General features: G+C 72.8%; 14 protein-coding genes and 2 tRNA genes. 11 read left to right on the forward strand and 5 right to left on the reverse strand.

Translation table 11 applies throughout. The annotated features are described in order from the left end of the window. Positions 1 to 45 precede the first annotated feature (45 nt). A complete protein-coding gene (locus ACULK2_RS01440) occupies positions 46 to 1,242 on the reverse strand; it encodes a polysaccharide pyruvyl transferase family protein (protein WP_445969794.1) in 1,197 nt (398 codons plus the stop codon). Between the two features lie 133 nt (positions 1,243 to 1,375). Between ACULK2_RS01440 and ACULK2_RS01445 the strand changes: the two genes are divergently transcribed. Beyond that, positions 1,376 to 3,547, forward strand: coding sequence for a glycosyltransferase (locus ACULK2_RS01445; RefSeq protein ID WP_445969795.1), 2,172 nt, complete (start codon positions 1,376 to 1,378; stop codon positions 3,545 to 3,547). After that, positions 3,544 to 4,893 (forward strand): nucleotide disphospho-sugar-binding domain-containing protein, encoded by a 1,350-nt coding sequence (locus ACULK2_RS01450; RefSeq protein WP_445969796.1) that lies wholly within the window; start codon positions 3,544 to 3,546, stop codon positions 4,891 to 4,893. The genes ACULK2_RS01445 and ACULK2_RS01450 overlap by 4 nt, the downstream gene beginning before the upstream one ends. Here ACULK2_RS01450 and ACULK2_RS01455 read toward each other — a convergent pair. The 3 genes from ACULK2_RS01455 to ACULK2_RS01465 all read right to left on the reverse strand — a co-directional run bounded on the left by ACULK2_RS01455 (position 4,788) and on the right by ACULK2_RS01465 (position 8,591). Then, the gene (locus ACULK2_RS01455) at positions 4,788 to 5,498 is read right to left on the reverse strand and encodes a hypothetical protein (protein WP_445969797.1); all 711 of its coding nucleotides are present in this window, start codon (positions 5,496 to 5,498) and stop codon (positions 4,788 to 4,790) included. The genes ACULK2_RS01450 and ACULK2_RS01455 overlap by 106 nt on opposite strands. A gap of 116 nt (positions 5,499 to 5,614) precedes the next feature. After that, positions 5,615 to 7,246, reverse strand: coding sequence for a phosphoglucomutase (alpha-D-glucose-1,6-bisphosphate-dependent) (pgm, locus tag ACULK2_RS01460; RefSeq protein WP_445969798.1), 1,632 nt, complete (start codon positions 7,244 to 7,246; stop codon positions 5,615 to 5,617). A gap of 58 nt (positions 7,247 to 7,304) precedes the next feature. Then, the gene (locus ACULK2_RS01465) at positions 7,305 to 8,591 is read right to left on the reverse strand and encodes a DUF445 domain-containing protein (RefSeq protein ID WP_445969799.1); all 1,287 of its coding nucleotides are present in this window, start codon (positions 8,589 to 8,591) and stop codon (positions 7,305 to 7,307) included. A 138-nt stretch (positions 8,592 to 8,729) separates the two neighbouring features. Between ACULK2_RS01465 and pheA the strand changes: the two genes are divergently transcribed. Next, positions 8,730 to 9,689, forward strand: a complete 960-nt coding sequence (gene pheA, locus ACULK2_RS01470) for a prephenate dehydratase (RefSeq protein WP_445969800.1) — start codon at positions 8,730 to 8,732, stop codon at positions 9,687 to 9,689. A gap of 130 nt (positions 9,690 to 9,819) precedes the next feature. Here pheA and ACULK2_RS01475 read toward each other — a convergent pair whose 3' ends face one another. Then, positions 9,820 to 11,052 (reverse strand): diacylglycerol/lipid kinase family protein, encoded by a 1,233-nt coding sequence (locus ACULK2_RS01475; RefSeq protein ID WP_445969801.1) that lies wholly within the window; start codon positions 11,050 to 11,052, stop codon positions 9,820 to 9,822. A gap of 129 nt (positions 11,053 to 11,181) precedes the next feature. Between ACULK2_RS01475 and serS the strand changes: the two genes are divergently transcribed. The 8 genes from serS (at position 11,182) to glgX (ending at position 19,874) form a co-directional block, all read left to right on the forward strand. Further along, positions 11,182 to 12,450: a serine--tRNA ligase gene (gene serS, locus ACULK2_RS01480; RefSeq protein WP_445969802.1), complete on the forward strand. Its 1,269-nt coding sequence runs from the start codon at positions 11,182 to 11,184 to the stop codon at positions 12,448 to 12,450. After that, positions 12,447 to 13,259, forward strand: a complete 813-nt coding sequence (locus ACULK2_RS01485) for an HAD family hydrolase (RefSeq protein ID WP_445969803.1) — start codon at positions 12,447 to 12,449, stop codon at positions 13,257 to 13,259. Before serS ends, ACULK2_RS01485 begins: the two co-directional genes overlap by 4 nt. Positions 13,260 to 13,386: 127 nt before the next feature. After that, positions 13,387 to 14,799 carry an LCP family protein gene (locus ACULK2_RS01490; protein ID WP_445969804.1) on the forward strand — a complete coding sequence of 471 codons (1,413 nt, stop codon included), beginning with the start codon at positions 13,387 to 13,389 and terminating at the stop codon, positions 14,797 to 14,799. Between the two features lie 150 nt (positions 14,800 to 14,949). Further along, a tRNA-Ser gene (locus ACULK2_RS01495) sits at positions 14,950 to 15,034 on the forward strand. 61 nt (positions 15,035 to 15,095) lie between these two features. Then, entirely contained in the window at positions 15,096 to 16,409 is a 1,314-nt protein-coding gene (locus ACULK2_RS01500; protein ID WP_445969805.1) for an LCP family protein, read from the forward strand. Positions 16,410 to 16,538: 129 nt separating this feature from the next. Next, positions 16,539 to 16,627: transfer RNA gene (locus tag ACULK2_RS01505), tRNA-Ser, on the forward strand. 370 nt (positions 16,628 to 16,997) lie between these two features. After that, entirely contained in the window at positions 16,998 to 17,447 is a 450-nt protein-coding gene (locus ACULK2_RS01510; protein WP_445969806.1) for a hypothetical protein, read from the forward strand. Between the two features lie 219 nt (positions 17,448 to 17,666). Then, the gene (glgX, locus tag ACULK2_RS01515) at positions 17,667 to 19,874 is read left to right on the forward strand and encodes a glycogen debranching protein GlgX (protein ID WP_445969807.1); all 2,208 of its coding nucleotides are present in this window, start codon (positions 17,667 to 17,669) and stop codon (positions 19,872 to 19,874) included. Positions 19,875 to 19,973: the final 99 nt, after the last annotated feature.

Below are 19,973 nucleotides of genomic sequence, written 5' to 3' on the forward strand. Positions count from 1 at the left end.
CGGCCGCGGCCCGACGGGCCGCCTCGGCGCCCTCGACCGGTGCCGTCAGGAGATCGCGTCGACCAGGCGGTCGAACCGCCGCGCGGACGCGGCGAGCGCCGCCTCGCGCAGGTCGTCGGCGGCGGCCCGGGCCTCCGATCGGGCGCGCCAGGCCGCGGTCAGCACGTCGGCCCCGGTCCGGGATGCGACGTCGCCCAGCGGCGCCACTCCGGACTGGCCCCACCAGCCGGTGACGCCCCGCAGCTTCACCTCGGTGTAGTCGTCGGTCGTGAGCGCCGCGACGGGAACCCCGGCGGGAGCGGCGAACACGGCCGGGTGGTACCGGCTCGTGACGAGCATCGCGGCACCCCGCGCGAGGCGAGCCGCGGACCGCGGATCGCCGACCTGCAGCGCCGTGGACGGGCTGCGCATGGCCGCGCTCACCTCGGCGTGCAGCAGCTCATCGCCGGCGTCGACCGCGGGATCGAGCGACCCGAAGTGCGGGTGGAACACCACGGGCGCTCCGATCCGTTCCGCAAGCCCGTCGAGTGCGACCGCGAGCCCGCGGACGGTCTCGTCGCGCGCCAGCCCGCCGAGGTGGAGCGACAGGCTCACGAGCAGGTACGGGTCGGAGTCCCGCCCGCCCGGCTCGTCGCGCCAACCGAGGAAGCTCGCGTCGTCGCGATCGGCGGCGAGCCGCTCCGGCGGAGCGCCGAGCTCGGCGGCGAGCCGCAGCGATGCGTGCTCGCGGACGCCGACGAGCCGCGCCGAACCCAGGATCCCGGCCACGAGCGCTCGGTCGCCGCCGTCGAGCCGAGGACCGATCGTCTGACCGGAGACGGCGAGGGGGCGCCCGAGCCGTTCGGCCACCGCGCCGAGGGCGGCGCGTTCGAACACGTGCGACGGCCAGTTCGACGCGAGGTTGCCCCCGCCCGCGACGACCACGCCGTCCGACGTCGCCACCGACGCCACGACGAGGTGCGCGGGGTCGTCGGGCGCCAGCCCGAGAGCAGCGCCGCCTGCGACCGCCCGGACCGCTTCCAGGCGGTGCCGCATGTCGTCTCGCGACCCGGAGAACCCGACGCCGTGGATCGCCTCCACCCCGTACCGTTCCGCGGTGTCGGCCGGGGACGCCGAGATCGCGATGATCTCCTCGACCCCCCGACCGCGGAGCTCGCCGACCATCGCCTCGAACATGGCCTCGTCGCCGATGTGCATCATGCCGTCCCGCACTCCGACGTCGCCGATCACCACGACCCGCATGCCCCGCCCCTTCTTCCCAGCGAACTGTCAACCGGGTGACAGGAACGTCCATTGTGCCGAAGTATCATCCAGATCGCATGCGCCGCCCGGATCCATCTCGACCCGGACGGCCGCGGCGGACAGGGGGAGCGACATGGGAGTCCGGACCGCACTCGACGCCGTGCTCGATGCGCCGACGATCATCGAGGGGATGCACGCCGCCGACGACCTGGCGTTCGAATCCGGTCGGGATCCGGGCGCCCGCACCATCCGGATGCTCGACCGGGTGCTGCGGGGCGACGACGAACTCGCCGCGATCGCAGCGACGCACGCGCTCGCCGGGATGCTCGACCGCGAGGCCGCCCGCGTGCTCGCCAGACTGCTCGCCGACGAGCGGCCGTTCCTCCGGGAGCACGCTGCATGGGCGCTGGGGTCCGGGCTGCCGAGGTACGAGGCGTTCGGCGCCCTCCTCGGAATGGTCGGCTCGGGCGGGTTCGCCGGCATGCTCGCCCAGCGCACGCTCGAGCAGTGGTCGGGCTTCGCGCCGGCGCCGCTCGTGACCGGGATCGAGGGCGCGCTCCTCGGCATCGACGATCCCGCGGCGCGCGCTCGGCTGGTCGAGACGCTGGGCCTCGTCCGGGACCCGCTCGCGACGGCGCCGCTCCTGCGCGTCGCGACCGACCGATCGGAGGAGTCGGGTGCGCGCGCCGCCGCCGTCTCCGCGCTCGGCCAGCGCCCGGGGGCGACGGGCGTCGTCGCGGCGCTCGACGCGATCGCGCGCCGCGACGCGCGACTCGCCGACATCGCCCGCCTCGCCCTCGCCGACGTCGAACGCTCCGGCCCGCCGCGCCGACGCACGGCGCCCGGCGTGACGGCGGCCCAGCTCTTCCTCCACGCCGACATCGATCCGGAGCTCCGCTCGGCGGGAGCCGGCGACAACGGCGGCATCGCCACGCTGCTCGTGCGCCTCGGCGACGCGCTGGTCCGCGACCCCGCGACGGGCGTCGACCGCGTCATCACCCTGTCGCGGGGCTCCACGGCCCAGGCGCTCGACGACCTGGCCGCGGCGGAGGGTTCCGACGGACGCGGGCACGAGTACGGCCGCATCCCGCTCCTGCACGATCCGGTGCCGGCCGCCGACGCGTGGCCGCTGCGGGTCGCGACGCGCCGCGGCATCCGGCGGATCCTGCGCGCCGCCGGCGGCGTCGACGTGATCCACCTGAGGATGGCGGATGTCGGGAGCCTCGCCGCGGTCGACGTGGCGCGCGAACTCGGCACGCCGTTCGTCTTCTCGCTCGCCCCGGATCCCCACGGGGTCATCGAATCGCTCGACCGCTCCGGTCGCCTGCCGCGCACCGGGTTCGGAGGGGTGGACCACGCGGAGCACTTCTGGTTCCGGGCGCGTCTGGTCCAGCGGCTCGCGGCGAACGCGGCCCACGCCGTGCTGTTCCCGCGCCCGCGTCTCGAGGAGGACCTGCGCCGCCTCGTCGGCGTCGACCTCGCGGCGCATCCGGCGAGCCGGACGATCGTGCCCGAGGGGGTCGACGTCGATGCGATCGATCGCGCGGTCCGCGAGGCGGAGGCGCACCGGCGCGGCGCGACCGCCGGACCGGCGATCGAGGAGCTCCGGCGACTCGTCGGCGCGCTCGCGCCCGAACGGCACGGACTTCCGCTGATCCTGAGCGTGGGACGCCTCCACCGGGTGAAGGGCATGGCGACGCTCGTGGAGACGTGGGCGAACGGCCCGCTGGCATCACGGGCGAACCTGCTCGTCGTCGGCGGCGACCTCGACGCGCCCTCGGCCGACGAGCGCGAGCAGCTCGGTCGCATCGACGCGGCGGTGCCGGTCGGCGATCGGGCGCGCCGTGGGCTGATGCTGCCGGGCCACCGCCCGAACGAGGTCGTCGCCCGATGGCTCGCCGCGGCGCGGATCGGCGTGCCGGGGCTCGTCGCGCCCGACGGCCTCTACGTCTGCGCCAGCCTCAAGGAGGAGTTCGGCATCGCCCTGCTCGAGGCGTTGGCCGCAGGACTGTTCGTCGTGGCGCCCGAGTCCGGCGGGCCGGCGACCTACGTCGACGACGGCGAGACCGGGGTCCTCACGGCGACGTGGGACCCGGCCCGGCTCGGAGCCGCGCTCGACGGCGCACTGGATGCGGCGGGGCGGCCGGACGTCGACGACGGCGTCGACGGAAGGGCGGAGCGAGCACGCGAGATGGTCCGATCGCGGTTCACGGTCGAGCGCATGGCGGGGACGCTCGGTGAGGTCTACCGCGGCGTCGTCGTCGACGAGGCGGACCTGCTGGCGTCGGCGGGGAGCCTCGGATGACGCTCCTGGTGGTCAGTCCCGACTACGCGTCCCACCTCCTTCCGCTGGCCACCCTGGCCACCGCGTGGCGCGAGCGCGGCGAGCGGGTCGTCGTGGCCACCGGTCCGGCCACGGCCGGCATCGTCGAGTCCTTCGGCTTCGAGCGTCGCGATCTCCGGCTCGGCCGCGGCTCGAATCCCGGCGTGATCGCCGCGGGCGAGCAGCCGCCCGACGAGGGCGCCTCGCTGCGCGGCTTCTTCCGCGCCACCGCCGAGGGTGCGCTCGCCACGCTGCAGTACCAGGCCGCGGAACGCCTCACCGACCTGATGTGGGATCCGGTCGGACGCGCACGGGAGACGTGCCGCATCGTGGAGGAGGTCGCGCCCGAGCACGTCATCGTCGACCATCTCGCGTTCAGCGCCCGGCTGGGCCTCCAGGCCGCGGGCGTTCCGCACGGCGATGTCGTCCTCGGCCATCCGAGTGCGCTTCCCGTCGGCCGGGAGCTCTACGGGGTGCCGCCGGCGTGGCCGTCCGCCTTCGCGCCGGATGCCAGCGGGCTGCGGGAGCTGGAGCGGACCTGTCGCGTGGTCGCCGAGCGATTCACCGACGCCTGGAACGGCGCCGCGAGCGAACTCGATCCGGGTCACCGTCCGATCGACGACGCGTTCGCGGCGCACGGCCCGCTCGTGCTCTACAACTACCCCGGAGAGCTGGTCGATCCGGGCAGGCGGCGGCGGATGCCACCGCACCGGTACCTCGGGTCGACCCGCAGGGCGGAGCCTGCGGACGCCGAGGTGGCGGCGTGGCTCGCGACCGACGAGCCGTTCGTCTACGTGAGCTTCGGCAGCTTCCTCTCCGTGCGCGGCGACGTGCTCGCCCGCGTCGTCCGCGCGCTCCGCGAGACCGGCCTGCGGGCCGCGGTGGCGACCGGGTCGACCGACGCCGCCGAGCTCGGCGACGTGCCCGGGGACTGGCTCGTCCGCGGGTACCTGCCGCAGGTCCGGCTGCTCGGGCGCGCGGCCGCGGCGGTCACCCACGGCGGCAACAACTCCGTCACGGAGGCCATCGGGTCGGGCGTGCCGCTCGTCGTGCTGCCGTTCTCGACCGACCAGTTCGCGGGTGCGGCCGCGATCGAGCGGAGCGGGTTCGGCACGGCGCTCGATCCGAACGCCGCGAGTGCCGCGGACCTCGCCGGGGCCATCCGCCTGGTGCTCGACCTGCCCGCCGAGGCGCGCGGGCGATTGGATGCCGCGGCGGCCCGTCAGGCCGCGAGGCCCGGGCCCGAGGTCGCGTTCGAGGCCCTGACGGCCACGCCCTCCGCGACGAGTGCCGCCATCTCGTCGAGGTCTCCCGCGGCCTCGCGGTAGCGCTCCATGAGCGCGGCGTTGCGATCGTACTGATCGCCGGCGCGGGTCTCCGGCACGTGCGAGAGCGCGTAGACCGTTCCCTCGTGCCGCTGCGGCGGAACGCCGAGGATGGCCTCGTGCGCCAACCGCCAGGCCGAGTCCTCGAATCCCCAGCCGCGGAACCGCTCGTCCTGCCCTCCGTGCGCCGCCCAGGTCCGGCCCGTGGTCACGTACACGCCGGAGCAGGCGCCGTGGACGAGCACGTGCGAGCAGTCGGCCGCCGCAGAGCCGGCCTCGAGCTCGGCGGTGCCCTCCGGACCCAGCCAGCGGTACGTGGTGTACGGCAGGTGCACGCGCCCGCTGCGCGGCGCGGCGGCGATCGCGTCCCGCATGGGGCCGGCCTCGGGCAGCGTGTCGGCGTCGTTGATCACGACGACATCACCGGGGTCGGCGAGCCGCGCGACCGCGAGGTTGCGGGTGCGCGCGAGCACGAAGACGTCGTCGTCGCTGTCGATCGTCTCGACGCGGAACTCCGGGAGTTCGGCCCGATACCAGGCGAGGACGCGCTCGAAGGCGGGGATCCGCGAGGGTGCGGGGCGCCACGGGATCACGACGAGGTTGGTCACCTCCACATGCTAGGCAGCGGCCGGGCCCCCGCGCCCCCGCTTGACAGGGGTGCACCGCGTCCGCTCCCCGCCGCCCCGGGCCCCGCGCGGGGCACCGCCGCCGTGCGGGGCGCCGCCTACGCCGCCCCGAGCGCCGCGTCGACGATCCGCTTCGCCTCGGCCTGCACCTCGGCGAGGTGCTCCGGGCCCTGGAACGACTCGGCGTAGATCTTGTAGACGTCCTCCGTGCCGCTGGGGCGCGCCGCGAACCAGGCGTGCTCGCTCGCGACCTTGACGCCGCCGATCGCGGCGCCGTTGCCGGGCGCGGCCGAGAGCTTGGCCACGATCGGCTCGCCCGCGAGCTCGGTGGCCGCGATGGCCTCGCCGTCGAGCCTGCCGAGCGCCGACTTCTGCGCAGCGGATGCCGCGGCATCCGTTCGCTGGTACGCCGGAGCGCCGAAGCGCTCGACGAGCTCGGCGTAGAGCTCGCTCGGCGACTTCCCCGTGACGGCGCGGATCTCGGACGCCAGCAGGCACAGGAGGATGCCGTCCTTGTCGGTCGTCCAGACCGTGCCGTCCGTGCGGAGGAACGACGCCCCCGCGCTCTCCTCGCCTCCGAAGGCGACCGACCCGTCGAGGAGGCCGGGCACGAACCACTTGAAGCCGACCGGGACCTCCCAGAGCCGACGGCCGAGCGACTCGGCGACGCGGTCGATCATCGAGCTCGAGACGAGCGTCTTGCCGATCGCGGCATCCGCCGGCCAGTCGGGCCGGTGCGTGTACAGGTACTCGATCGCGACCGCGAGGTAGTGGTTCGGGTTCATCAGGCCGCCGTCGGGCGTGACGATGCCGTGCCGGTCGGCGTCGGCGTCGTTGCCGGTGAGGATGTCGAATCCCTCGCGGTTCGCGAGCACCGACGCCATCGCGTTCGGGCTCGACGGGTCCATCCGGATCTTGCCGTCCCAGTCGAGCGTCATGAACGACCAGCGCGTGTCGACCTTCTCGTTCACGACGGTGAGGTCGATGCCGTAGCGGTCGCGGATGGCGCCCCAGTAGCCGACCGACGCGCCGCCGAGCGGGTCGGCGCCGATCCGGATGCCGCTCTCGCGGATGGCGTCGAAGTCGATGATGTGCTGCAGGTCCTCCACGTAGTTCCCGCGGAAGTCGTACGTCTCGACCGCGCTCGGCTCGGCCTGGTTGACGCCCCGGAGGCCGTCGGCGATGAGCTCGTTCGCCCGGTTCGCGATCCAGCTCGTCGCATCGGAGTCGGCGGGACCGCCGTGCGGCGGGTTGTACTTGAAGCCGCCGTCCTGCGGCGGGTTGTGGCTCGGCGTGATGACGATGCCGTCGGCCTCGCCCTCGGCGCGACGCGCGGGGTCGTTGTTCCAGCTGAGGATGGCGTGGCTGAGGGCGGGCGTGGGCACGTAGTCGTCGTACTCGTCGGCGAGCACGCGCACGCCGTTGGCGACCAGCACGTCGAGCGCCGTCGTCTGCGCCGGGCCGCTGAGTGCGTGCGTGTCGGCGCCGATGAAGAGGGGGCCGGTGATGCCCTGGCCCGCGCGGTACTCGACGATGGCCTGCGTGATGGCGAGGATGTGGTCCTCGTTGAACGCCGTGTTGAGGCTCGATCCCCGGTGGCCCGACGTGCCGAACACGACGCGCTGCTCGGGGATCGAGACATCCGGATGCAGGTCGTAGTAGGCCCTGAGCAGGGCCTCCACGTCGATCAGGTCGGATTCGGTCGCCGGGGTTCCTGCTCGTTCGTGCATGTCCCCATCCTGCCGGTAGCACTGCCTGCGCGACACCCCCTCGGAGCGACCTCGGAGGTCAGGCGAGGGCGCCGACGGCGGTCGCGATCGAGTGGATGGCGAGGCCCGCCAGGGCGCCCACGACCGTGCCGTTGATGCGGATGTACTGCAGGTCGCGGCCCACCTGGAGCTCGATCTTCTCGGTCGTCTCGGTCGGGTCCCACCGCTCGACGGTCTCGGTGATGACCCCAGCGATCTCGTGGCGATACCTGCCGACGACGTAGGCCGCGGCATCCGTCACCCACACGTCGACCTTCGCGGCGAGCTCGTCGTCGGTCGCGAGGCGCGCCCCGATCTCCATGAGCGCCGAGCGGACGCCCCTGCGCAGCTCGCTCGCCGGATCCTCGAGCGAGGCGACGAGCGAGACCTTGACCGAATCCCACACCTCGCCGGCGAACTCGCGCAGCCGCGGGCTGTCGACGAGGTCGAGCTTCAGCCGCTCGACGCGCTCGATCATGGCCGGATCGTGCTGCAGGTCGTCCGCGACCTCGGCGAGCCAGCGGTCGATCGCGAGGCGCAGCGGATGCCGCGGCTCGTCGCGCACGGACCGCGCGAACGCGAGCACCTCCCGGTAGGCACGGTCGTCGACGAGCCCGCCGACGAAGCCGGGCACCCACTTCGGCAAGCGGCTCGAGACCATGGTGCCGAACGCCTCCGGGTGCTCCGCCAGCCATGTCTCGAGCTTCTCGAGCACGGCGTCGACCGCCGCGCGCTGCTGGTCGGCCGCGACGAGCCGCGCGCCGACCCGTCCGATCGCCGGGCCCCACTCGGGCTCCAGCAGGTGACGCCGGGCGAGCTGCTCGATGACGCCGGCCACGTCGTCGTCGCCGAGCAGCGCGAGCACGCCGCGTCCGGCGACGGATGCCTCGGCGGTGACACGTTCGGCGTTCTCGGGTTCGCGCAGCCACTCGCCGAGTCGCCTCGCGATGCCCATCGACCGCAGCTTCCCCGTCACGACGGCCTCGGAGAGGAACTCCTCCTCGACGAAGGCCCCCAGCGTGGCGCCGATCTCGTCCTTGCGGCGCGGGATGATCGCCGTGTGCGGGATCGGCAGCCCGAGCGGGTGGCGGAACAGCGCCGTGACCGCGAACCAGTCGGCGATCGCGCCGACCATCGCGCCCTCGGCGGCCGCCCGCACGAACCCCATCCACGGCACCGTGTCCTGCAGCGGGAAGGCGACCGCGAACACCGCTGCGGCCACGAGCAGCAGGCCGAGCGCGATCCGCTTCATGCGCCGCAGCGCGACGCGCCGCTCCTCGTCGGTCGGCACCGCGCGCCGCGCGGCCGCGGCATCCGTCGTCGTCATGCGCCCCACCCCCTCGCCACCCTACGTTCCCCAGGAGTGTTCGCCGCGATTGCGGCGCTTCCCGGGACGCCACGCCGCGCTCTGCAGCGACCCGCCGCATCACTCCTGGGAAGAGCCCGCCGCCGTAGGCTGAGGGGCATGACGGATGCCGCGCAGCCACGCCCCGACGAGACGTACTCGTACCTCGGGCCGGCCGGCACGTTCACCGAGGCGGCCCTGAAGCAGGTGCCCGAGGCGACGGGCCGGCACTGGCGGAGCGTCAACAACGTGGGGGAGGCGCTCGCCGACGTCGTCGAGGGCCGTTCGACCGCCGCGATGATCGCGATCGAGAACTCTGTCGACGGCGGCGTGTCCGCCACGCAGGACGCGCTCGCGACCGTCGCGGGCCTCCGCATCATCGGCGAGTACCTCGTGCCCGTGAACTTCGTGCTCGTCGCGCGCCCCGGCACGCGGCTCGACGAGGTCCGGGTCGTCAACGCCCATCCCGTCGCCTACGCGCAGTCCCGCGGATGGCTCGAGCGCGAGCTGCCCGACCACGCCCACCTTCCCGCGACGAGCAACGTGCAGGCCGCGGCATCCCTCTTCGAGAACGGCCTGGCCGACGCCGCCGTCGCCCCGCCCGGTATCGTCGACCACCTCGACGTCGAGGTGCTCGCGGAGGCGATCGGCGACAACCCGAACGCCATGACGCGGTTCGTGCTCGTGAGCCGGTCGCGGCTGATCCCGGCACGCACGGGCGCCGACAAGACCAGCGTCATCGTCGAGCTGCCCGACGACGAACCGGGCTCGCTGCTGGCGATGCTCGAGCAGTTCTCGACGCGCGGCGTGAACATGTCGTTGCTGCAGTCGCGCCCGATCGGCGACGAGATGGGCCGCTACCGGTTCGTCATCGACCTCGACGGCCACGTCGAGGACGAGCGCGTGTACGACTCCCTGCTCGGCCTCCGGCGCTTCAGCCCGAAGGTCGTCTTCCTGGGCTCCTACCCGCGCGCCGACCGCCGCGAGGTCGAGTACCACTCCAAGTACGACGACGAGATCTTCATCGAGGCGCGCGACTGGCTGCGCGGCATCCTGAGCGGGGAACCCGAGGAGGCCTGAGCTCCATGATCGAGCCGGCGACGGAGCCGTAGCCCGATCCGCGGTTCGACCGCGCTCCCCGCGCGGCCGGCAGGGACGGTCGACGGATGCCGCGCGCTCGGGCCGCGACGAGGCGCCGCCGGCGGCGCGGCTACCGGTCGGCGCCGTCCGGCTCCTCGCGCGAGTCGGCAGCGGGCGCGTCGGCCACGTCGGCGGCGGCGATCTCGGCGGTCGACAGCTCGCCCGTGACGGGCTGGGTCGCCACCGCCTCCTCCGCAGCCTCCTCCGCCGCCTCGAGCTCGGCCTCGTCCAGCTCGGCCTCGAGCGCGCCGTCCGACGGGGCCTCGTCGGCGACCGGCTCCGCCGCCGCCTCGCGCGGGCGGGACCCGACGCGGATCACGAGCGCCTTCGGGTCGATCGCGAAGCGCGCGGCGGTGATCTCGCCCATCTCCTCGCCGTCGATCTCGAACTCCTGCGGCTCGCCGTCGATCACGATGTCGACCGTGCCGCCGCTCGAGTAGACGACCTCGCGACGCTTGTTGCCGCCCGTGAGGTCGATGAGCTGCCGGCCGAGCGCCGACCTGCGGAGCACGCGGTTCTCCCACATGACCTTCCGCCACACGAGCATCCAGCCCCAGAAGTTGCGGGGCTGCAGGCGGACGACATCGAGCCGCCCGTCGTCGACCTCGGCATCCGGGATCAGCTCGATGTTGCCGGGAAGGTAGCCGAGGTTGGCGATGAGGATGCTCGACACGCGGGAGCGGTGCGTCCGGCCGTCATCCAGCCGGTGCGCGATGCGGAAGGGCTTCGAGTTCGGGATGGCGCGGAGCCCCGCGTCGACGTACGCGAGCCATCCGACGCGCTTCTTCAGGTCGGGATCGGTGTTCGAGATCATCGCCGCGTCGAGCCCGATGCCGCTCATCACGAGCGAGACCTCCGTCTCGGTCGTGCCGTCGGGTCGGCGCACGCGGGCGCGGAGCACGTCGACGGCGCGGTCCCGCCCACCGAAGGCGAGCCTCACCGCTCCGGGGATGTCGTTGACGGGGATGCCGAGGTTGCGGGCGAACAGGTTGCCTGTGCCGAGCGGGACGAGGCCGACGGGGGTCTCCGCACCCTCGAGCCCCTCGGCGACCGCGCGGACCGTCCCGTCGCCGCCGGCGGCGATGACGAGGTCGACCTCGGCCTCGCGCGCCTCGCGCGCCTGGCCGGTGCCGGGGTCCTCCTCCGTGGTCTCGATCCACAGCGTCGGCCCGAAGCCGTGCTCGCGCTCGACGGCCTCGACCGCGGTGCGCAGCTGCTCGATTCCCTGCTTCACCGGGTTGAAGATCACCGCTGCGCGCTTGTCGCCGCCCGCGGCATCCGTCGTCTGTCCGCCCCCGCCCATGGATCGAATCTAGGGCATGCGGACCGTCCGGTCGCATGTCGGCCCCGACGGGCTCGACGGGCGCAGGGCCCCGGACCTGACGGACCTCGGCCCGAGGCGCCCGGGGATGCCCCGGCTACACTTGCTCGGGTGATCGACCCCGTGCTGCTCCGCGAGAACCCCGACCTGGTCAAGCGCTCGCAGGAGGCGCGCGGCGAGTCGCCCGCCTTCGTCGACGATGCGGTGTCCGCGGATGCCGCCCGACGCGCCGCCATCACCGCGTTCGAGTCGCTCCGCGCCGAGCAGAACGCGTTCGGCAAGCAGGTCGCGAAGGCCCCCAAGGAGGAGAAGGCCGCCCTCGTCGCGCAGGCGCAGGAGCTCGCGGCGAAGGTCAAGCAGGCGAACGCCGACGCCTCGGCCGCCGAGGAGGCGTTCGCCGCCGCGGTGCAGCGCATCGGCAACGTCGTCGTCGACGGGGTGCCCGCCGGCGGCGAGGAGGACTTCGAGGTCCTCCGCGAGGTCGGCGAGATCCCCGCGTTCGGCTTCGAGCCCCGCGACCACCTCGAGATCGGCGAGCTGCTCGACGGCATCGACATGGCGCGCGGCGCCAAGGTGTCGGGAGCCCGGTTCCACTTCCTCAAGGGCGTCGGCGCACGTCTGCAGCTCGCCATCATGAACATGGGGCTCGAGAAGGCGATCGGCAACGGCTTCACGCCGCTCATCACGCCGACGCTCGTGCGACCCGAGATCATGCAGGGCACGGGCTTCCTGGGAGCGCACGCCGAGGAGGTCTACCACCTGCCGGCGGACGACCTGTACCTCACGGGCACGAGCGAGGTCGCGCTCGCCGGGTACCACTCCGACGAGATCCTCGACCTGTCGGCCGGGCCGATCCGCTACGCGGGCTGGTCGACCTGCTACCGGCGCGAGGCCGGCAGCCACGGCAAGGACACGCGCGGCATCATCCGCGTGCACCAGTTCGACAAGCTCGAGATGTTCAGCTACGTCGACCCCGCCGACGCGGAGGAGGAGCACGAGCGGCTCCTCGCCTGGCAGGAGGAGATGCTGCAGGCGCTCGGCCTCGCCTACCGCGTGATCGACGTCGCCGCGGGCGACCTCGGCTCGAGCGCGGCCCGCAAGTACGACGTGGAGGCGTGGGTCCCCACGCAGCAGGCCTACCGCGAGCTCACGTCGACCTCGAACTGCACGACGTTCCAGGCGCGCCGCCTCGACATCCGCCACCGCACCGGGAGCGGGAAGACGGCGCCCGTGGCGACGCTGAACGGCACGCTCGCCACGACGCGCTGGATCGTCGCCATCCTCGAGACGCACCAGCAGGAGGACGGCTCGGTGGTGGTGCCCGAGGCCCTCCGCGGGTACCTCGGCGGCCTCGAGGTGCTCCGCCCCGTCGCACGATGACCGCCGCGCCCGACGATCGCTGGTTCGTCGCCCTCGACGTCGACGGCACGATCATGCACGAGGACGAATCGATCGATCCCGCGGTCGCCGAGGCCGTGGCATCCGCCGCCGCACGCGGCCACCTCGTGACGCTCGCCACCGGGCGCTCCTGGTCGACGACCCGGCCCGTGCTCGAGCACCTCGGCCTGGAGCCCGAGTACGTGGTCACCGCGAACGGCGCGATCACGATGCGCCGCGATCCGTCCTCGCCGGACGGGTGGGCCCAGGCGCACGTCGAGACGTTCGACCCGACCGACGTGCTGCTGCGGATCCGCGACGAGCTGCCCGAGGGGCGGTTCCTCGTCGAACTCGCCGACGGGTACCGGCTCTTCACCCGCGGGATGTCCGACTGGAACCTCGAGCGCGCGCGCGAGGTCGAGTTCGAGGGCCTGTTCGGCCAGCCCGCGACGCGCGTCGTGGCCACGTCGGTCGACCACGACCTCGACGAGTTCTTCGGGCTCGTCGAGCGCATGGGCCTGCACCATGTCAGCTACGCGATCGGCTGGACCGCGTGGCTCGACATCGCCCCGGACGGCGTGAACAAGGCCACGGCGCTCGAGCGGGTGCGTGGATGGCTCGGCGTGCCGCTGCGGCGCGTGATCGCCGTCGGCGACGGGCGCAACGACATCGAGATGTTCCACTGGGCCGGCGCCGCCGGCCGCGCCGTCGCGATGGGGCAGGCGCCCGCCGAGGTCGTCGCCGCGGCGCACGAGCGCACGGGCCGCATCGAGGAGGCGGGCCTGGCAGCCGTGCTCGACTCGCTGCCCTGAGCCCACGACGGCTCGCGGCAGGACCCAGCGTTCGGCTCACCCCGACCGCGCTCGGACCACGACCCGCAGGCCCGTGTTCCCGCCCCGATCGGGCCGATCGTGGTTAGGATCGCCAACGGGGGCACGCGTGAGCGATCTGGTGGACGCACCGCAGGACGACACGCCGGCGGCGGATGACGGCGCGTCGGGCGACGACGTCCGGCTGCCCGCGGCGATCCCGCCGCCGGCGCCTTCCGGCGCGCGCCTCCCTCCGGTGCTCACCGAGGCGGCCGTCCCGCCCGCCCACCACGGTCGCCTGCCTCGGCGCACGGCCGGTCGGGCGATCGCGAAGGGCGTCGGGGCCGCGCTGGCGGTCCTGCTCGCGGCATCCGGTGCGGTCGCGGCATTCGCCGTGAGCTCGATCGTCACGCCGGTGGCCGCCAAGCCGAGCGTGAGGTTCGAGAGCGAGCAGGTGCTCGAGAGCGTGCCCGACATCGGCGCGATGGAGGGCGGGCTGAACTTCCTGCTCGTCGGCAGCGACAAGCGGCCGGAGAGCGGCGCGTTCGGCGACCCGGACCTCGAGTCGGGCGTGCTGAACGACGTGACGATGCTCCTCCACATCTCGCAGGACCATACGCACGCCGAGGTCGTGAGCTTCCCGCGCGACCTGCTCGTGGACGTCCCCGCCTGCCCCGACCCGGACGATCCCGAGGCCCCCGGCTACGCCGCACGCTACGGCGTCAAGATCAACACCATCCTGAACGACGGCGGCCTGGGCTGCATCGCGAAGACGCTCGAGCAGATGCTCGGCATCACGATCCCCGTCGGGGGCGTCGTCGAGTTCGACGGGGTCGCCGCACTCTCCGAGGCCGTCGGCGGCGTCGAGGTCTGCGTCGTCGACCCGATCGAGGACGCCTACACGGGCCTCGTGCTCGACGCCGGGTCGCACGTGATCAAGGGGTACGAGGCGCTCGCGTTCCTCCGCACCCGTCACGCGGTGGGCGACGGCAGCGACCTCGCCCGCATCGCACTCCAGCAGACCTTCCTGGCCTCGCTGGCGCGCACGGTGCAGTCGGCGGGCACGCTCGGCGACCCGGTGAAGCTCTACGGCATCGCTCGGGCCGTCGTCACGAACATGACGCTGTCGTCGGGGCTCCAGGACCTGCCGCGGCTCGTCTCGATCGCACGGGCGCTGCAGTCGACCGATCTCGACAAGGTCGTCTTCATCCAGTACCCCACCGCCTACACCGACGACTTCGGCGCCGTGGTGCCCGGCGAATCGGCCGATGTCGTGGCGTCCGCACTGCAGCAGGACGTCGCCCTGCAGTTCGACCCGGACGCGAACGAGGACACGCCGTTCGGGACGGTGGACCCGAACGAGGCGGATGACGCGCCCGAGACGCCCGGCGACGAGGCATCCGCCACGCCGGAGGCGCCTGCGGCGTCCTCGGACCCGGCGACGCCGGCACCGACCGCAGGGCCGACGACCGAGGCGCTGCCCGGCGACGTCAGCGGGCAGACCGCGGCCGAAGTGCGCTGCGGTTCCGCGAATTCGGGCTGATCGGGGGATTCGCCCTTCATCTCGCCCTGGCGGTTCAGGACACTCACAGCAGCGGCGTGGAAACCTGTTCAGAATGCGGTTCGGCTAGAATCGGCCCTGCCCAGCCCGTCGACGTGCCGCGGAAACGCGGAACGGTGGCGCGCGGGGCGAGGAGGGCTGTCCGAGCGGCCGATGGAGCTGGTCTTGAAAACCAGTGGGCAGCAATGCCTCGTGGGTTCGAATCCCACGCCCTCCGCCGAAGATCCGGCATGACGACGCACCGCCAGAGACCGACCGAGACCCCGAGAGGAGACCGAGTGACCCGCCCCGCCCCGCAGTCGACCTCGCGACCCGACGCCGCCTCGAGCACGCGCCACGGACGCCTCCGGAACAACGGTGTCTGGGGGACGCTCACCAAGGCGCTCGCATCGGTCGTCGCCGTGGTGCTCACCTCGGGCGCCGCCGTGGCGGCGTACGCCGCGTTCGACCTCGCCTCGACGGCGAAGCCGACGGTCACCCTCGGCAACGAGCAGGAGCTCGAGGGCGTGCCCGACGTCGGCGCGATAGAGGGCGGCCTCAACCTGCTCGTCATCGGCAGCGACAGCCGCGCGGGCCAGGGGACGGGCTTCGGCGATCCCGACGAGGAGACCGCGGTCCTCAACGACGTGACGATGCTCATGCACGTCTCGGAGGACCACTCGCACGTCGAGGTCATCAGCTTCCCGCGCGACATGCTCGTCGACGTTCCCGCCGGGTGCACCGACCCGGAGTCCGGTGAGGAGCTCTGGGAGCAGTACGACGTCAAGATCAACTCGGTGCTCTCGTACGGCGGCATGCCGTGCGTCGTGAAGACGGTCTCCGAACTGACCGGCGTGCCGATCCTCTTCGCCGGCGTCGTGCAGTTCATGGGCGTCGCGGGCCTCTCCGAGGCCATCGGCGGCGTCGACGTCTGCGTCGCCGAGCCGATCGAGGACGAGTACACGGGCATGTTCCTCGACCCGGGCACGCACTCGCTGTCGGGCATCGACGCGCTGCAGTTCCTGCGCACGCGCCACGGCGTGGGCGACGGATCGGACCTCGGCCGCATCTCGAACCAGCAGGTCTTCCTGTCGGCGCTCGCGCGGAAGCTCCAGAGCGACGGCACCTACACCGACCCCGTGAAGCTCTACGGCATCGCGAAGGCCGCGCTGTCCAACATGCAGCTCTCCGACAGCCTCAACGACCCGACGCGCATGGTCTCGATCGCGAAGGCGCTGAAGGACACCGATCTCTCCAAGATCGCGTTCATCCAGTATCCGACCGGCTACGTCGAAGGCGGCGGCGCGGTCGCGCCCACCGAGTCGGCCGAGCTTGTGAACCTCGCGCTCCAGAACGACACACCGGTCGTGCTCGACCCCACGGCGGCGGAGGATGCGACGTTCACCTCCAGCGGCGACCCGAACGCCACGCCGACCGAGGCGCCGGCTGCCGAGACGCCGACCGACGGGACCACGACCGAGGAACCGGCGGCCGAGGCTCCCACCGAGACGACGGCGCCGGAGCCCACCGAGCAGGCGCTCCCGAGCGACGTCACCGGCCAGACCGCCGCCGAGACCCGCTGCTCCGCCGGCCGCACGCTCGCCGACCAGTAGCCGCCGGTCGGCTCGCGGCGCCACCCGTGCCCGCGGGTGGCGGCCGCCCGCGGCATCCGCACCTCGAATCGTCTTTTCGGCGGGATGCCGGTTATGATGGCAGTCGCGTTCGCCTTCGGGTGTCCGCGAGGAGACGTCGCATAGTCCGGTCGAGTGCACCACCCTGCTAAGGTGGAGTCCCCGTAAGGGGACCGCGGGTTCAAATCCCGCCGTCTCCGCAGAGGATTTCCAGCCGGACGGCCGCGAGCGATCGCGGCCGTTCCGCATTCCCGGAGAGCCTCTGGCTGCGACGCGGCCGATCGGGCCGATCGCGAAGCCACCGCGACATCGGCTCGTCCCGGACCCCGCCGAAGTCCCGATCGGGCAGGATCATGCCCCGCCCGCTCGCCGACCTCGCGGAGGGCCGGCCGCTGGGGGACACGACCTCCCTGCATGATGCGTCGGTGCCGCCGCGGATCGGGGCGCTGATCGGGGACTGAACCCATCCGCCCCGCCGAGCGCCGGGGGTGGGCGCATGTCGGTGCGGGGGACTATGCTCCATCTGTTCAACCGAGAAACAGGGGGAGTTGCAGTATGCGACGTTTCACCATGCCCGCAGCACTGGTCTTCGCCGGTGCCCTCGCGCTCACGGGCTGCGCGACCGGCGGCGGCGACGACACCGCGTCCGGCGAGGAGAGCTGCACGACGATCGCCGCGGACGTCCGCGACATCTCGAACGGCGTCCAGAACAACATCGCCGCGCCGTCCTCGCTCGAGGGCCTCCAGGACTACCTGGGCGAGGCGTCCGAGCGGACCGACGCGCTGATCGAGGAGGCCGGCGACGACGATGCGCTCATCGACGCGCTCGGCGGGTTCCAGACCGCCCTCAACGAGGTGTCGACGTACGCCGACGGCCTGACCGAGGTGCCGTCCGAGGAGGACCCGTCGGTGATGACCGTCGAGCAGGACCCGGACGAGCTCGCCGCGCAGCAGACCGCGGTCCAGGAGGCGTCGAGCGCGGTCGCCGCATCCTGCGACGCGGAGTCCGACTCCGAGTAGGGGCTGCTCCACCACGACCGGCGGCCGGGGCGCGAGGAATCGCGCCCCGGCCGTCGGCGTCTCCGACCGCGCCGTCGCGCGGTGTCGCCGTCGACCGCCTCGGACTGCGCCGGCGCATGGCTCCGCCGCGTGACCACGTCGAGCCCGCCCGCGTCAACCGGCGGGGCGCCCGGGACATCCGCCCCCTACGATGGCCGGAGGCTCACCGTTGGGGGATGAATGCACAGCTGGCCCGGCTCCACCTACCCGCTCGGCGCGACGTTCGACGGGAACGGCACGAACTTCGCGCTCTTCAGCGAGGTCGCCGAGAAGGTCGAGCTCTGCCTGTTCGACCAGCGGCGCCGCGAGGAGCGGGTCGAGCTCATCGACGTCGACGCGTTCATCTGGCACGCCTACCTGCCGCAGGTGCAGCCCGGCCAGCGCTACGGCTACCGCGTCCACGGACCGAACGATCCGAAGCGCGGCCTGCGGTGCAACCCGAACAAGCTGCTGCTCGACCCGTACGCGAAGGCCGTGGAGGGCGAGCTGGACTGGAACCAGTCGCTCTTCGGCTACCAGTTCGGCGACCCGGGCAGGCGCAACGACCAGAACTCGGCGAAGAGCATGATGCTCGGCGTCGTCACCAACCCGTTCTTCGACTGGTCGGGCGACCGCCAGCCCAGGACGCCCTACGCGGCCTCGTTCATCTACGAGGCGCACGTCAAGGGCCTCACGCAGACGCTGCCGGGCGTGCCCGAGGAGATCCGCGGCACCTACGCCGGCGTCGGCCACCCGGTCGTCATCGAGCACCTGAAGAAGCTCGGGGTCACGGCGATCGAGCTCATGCCCGTGCACCAGTTCGTGAACGACGGCACCCTGCAGGAGAAGGGCCTGTCGAACTACTGGGGCTACAACACGATCGCGTTCTTCGCGCCGCACAACGCGTACGCCTCGGCGGGGCAGCGCGGCGAGCAGGTGCAGGAGTTCAAGGCGATGGTGAAGTCCCTGCACGCGGCCGGCATCGAGGTGATCCTCGACGTCGTCTACAACCACACCGCGGAGGGCAACCACCTGGGCCCGACGCTCTCGATGCGGGGCATCGACAACGCCGCCTACTACCGCCTCGTCGACGACGAGCCCCGGTACTACATGGACTACACGGGGACCGGCAACTCGCTGAACGTCGGCCACCCCCACGCGCTGCAGCTCATCATGGACTCGCTGCGCTACTGGGTGCTCGAGATGCACGTGGACGGGTTCCGGTTCGACCTCGCATCGACGCTCGCCCGGGAGTTCTACGAGGTCGACAAGCTGTCGACGTTCTTCGAGCTCGTGCAACAGGACCCGGTGGTCTCGCAGGTCAAGCTCATCGCCGAGCCGTGGGACGTCGGCCCCGGCGGCTACCAGGTGGGCAACTTCCCGCCGCAGTGGACGGAGTGGAACGGCAAGTACCGCGACACGGTGCGCGACTTCTGGCGCGGCGAACCGGCGACGCTCGGCGAGTTCGCGTCGCGCTTCACCGGTTCCGCCGACCTGTACGAGCACTCGGGGCGGCGGCCCGTGGCATCCATCAACTTCGTCACCGCCCACGACGGGTTCACGCTGCGCGACCTGGTCTCGTACAACGAGAAGCACAACGAGGCGAACGGCGAGGACGGCAACGACGGCGAGTCGCACAACCGGTCGTACAACCTCGGCGTCGAGGGCCCGACCGACGACCCCGAGATCCTGACGCTCCGCGCGCGCCAGCAGCGCAACTTCATCGCGACGCTGCTGCTCTCGCAGGGCGTGCCGATGCTCTCGCACGGCGACGAGCTCGGTCGCACGCAGCAGGGCAACAACAACGTCTACGCGCAGGACGGCCCGCTCAGCTGGATCGACTGGGACCACGCCGACCAGCCGCTCATCGAGTTCACGGCGGCGGTCGCGAAGCTGCGCGCCGAACATCCGACGTTCCGGCGCAGCCGGTTCTTCGACGGGCGGCCGATCCGGCAGCCGGAGGGCGGCCCGGTGCCCGACATCGTGTGGCTGCGCCCCGACGGGTCGACCATGGCGCCCGAGGACTGGGATGCGGGATTCGGCAAGGCGATCGGCGTGTTCCTCAACGGGGAGGGCATCCGCGAGCGCGACCGACGCGGCGAGCGCATCGTCGACCGCCACTTCATCGTGCTCTTCAATGCGCACGACGACACCGTCGAGTTCACGATTCCCGAGCACGAGCTCTCGCCCGAGTGGGAGGTGCTCATCGACACCGCCGGCCGGCAGGCCGACAGCACCCCCGTCCAGCCGGGCGGCGTGATCCCGCTCGAGCAGCGATCGCTGGTGGTCCTCTGCCAGCACGACCCGACACCCGAGGAGGTCGACCACTCGGTCGCCGCATCGCTCTCCGCGATGGTGGCCGCCGCGAAGGACGAGGCGCCGGCCCCGAAGTCGGAGGCGGGCAGGTGACGCCGGATGCCGCGGGGCGGGCGTCGGACGAGCGCGCCGGAACGCCGCCGCACTCGCGGGGACCGGCCGCGCGCGAGCCGCGCTCGACGTACCGGCTGC

The sequence above is a fragment of the Agromyces molybdatiresistens genome (assembly GCF_052748445.2).

Excerpts from the sequence above, each read along its gene's own strand:
- ACULK2_RS01440 (WP_445969794.1), bottom strand. The coding sequence starts at position 1,242 with ATGCGGGTCGTGGTGATCGGCGACGTCGGAGTGCGGGACGGCATGATG.
- ACULK2_RS01445 (WP_445969795.1), top strand. The coding sequence starts at position 1,376 with ATGGGAGTCCGGACCGCACTCGACGCCGTGCTCGATGCGCCGACGATC.
- ACULK2_RS01450 (WP_445969796.1), top strand. The coding sequence starts at position 3,544 with ATGACGCTCCTGGTGGTCAGTCCCGACTACGCGTCCCACCTCCTTCCG.
- pgm (WP_445969798.1), bottom strand. The coding sequence starts at position 7,246 with ATGCACGAACGAGCAGGAACCCCGGCGACCGAATCCGACCTGATCGAC.
- ACULK2_RS01465 (WP_445969799.1), bottom strand. The coding sequence starts at position 8,591 with ATGACGACGACGGATGCCGCGGCCGCGCGGCGCGCGGTGCCGACCGAC.
- pheA (WP_445969800.1), top strand. The coding sequence starts at position 8,730 with ATGACGGATGCCGCGCAGCCACGCCCCGACGAGACGTACTCGTACCTC.
- ACULK2_RS01475 (WP_445969801.1), bottom strand. The coding sequence starts at position 11,052 with ATGGGCGGGGGCGGACAGACGACGGATGCCGCGGGCGGCGACAAGCGC.
- ACULK2_RS01485 (WP_445969803.1), top strand. The coding sequence starts at position 12,447 with ATGACCGCCGCGCCCGACGATCGCTGGTTCGTCGCCCTCGACGTCGAC.
- ACULK2_RS01510 (WP_445969806.1), top strand. The coding sequence starts at position 16,998 with ATGCCCGCAGCACTGGTCTTCGCCGGTGCCCTCGCGCTCACGGGCTGC.
- glgX (WP_445969807.1), top strand. The coding sequence starts at position 17,667 with ATGCACAGCTGGCCCGGCTCCACCTACCCGCTCGGCGCGACGTTCGAC.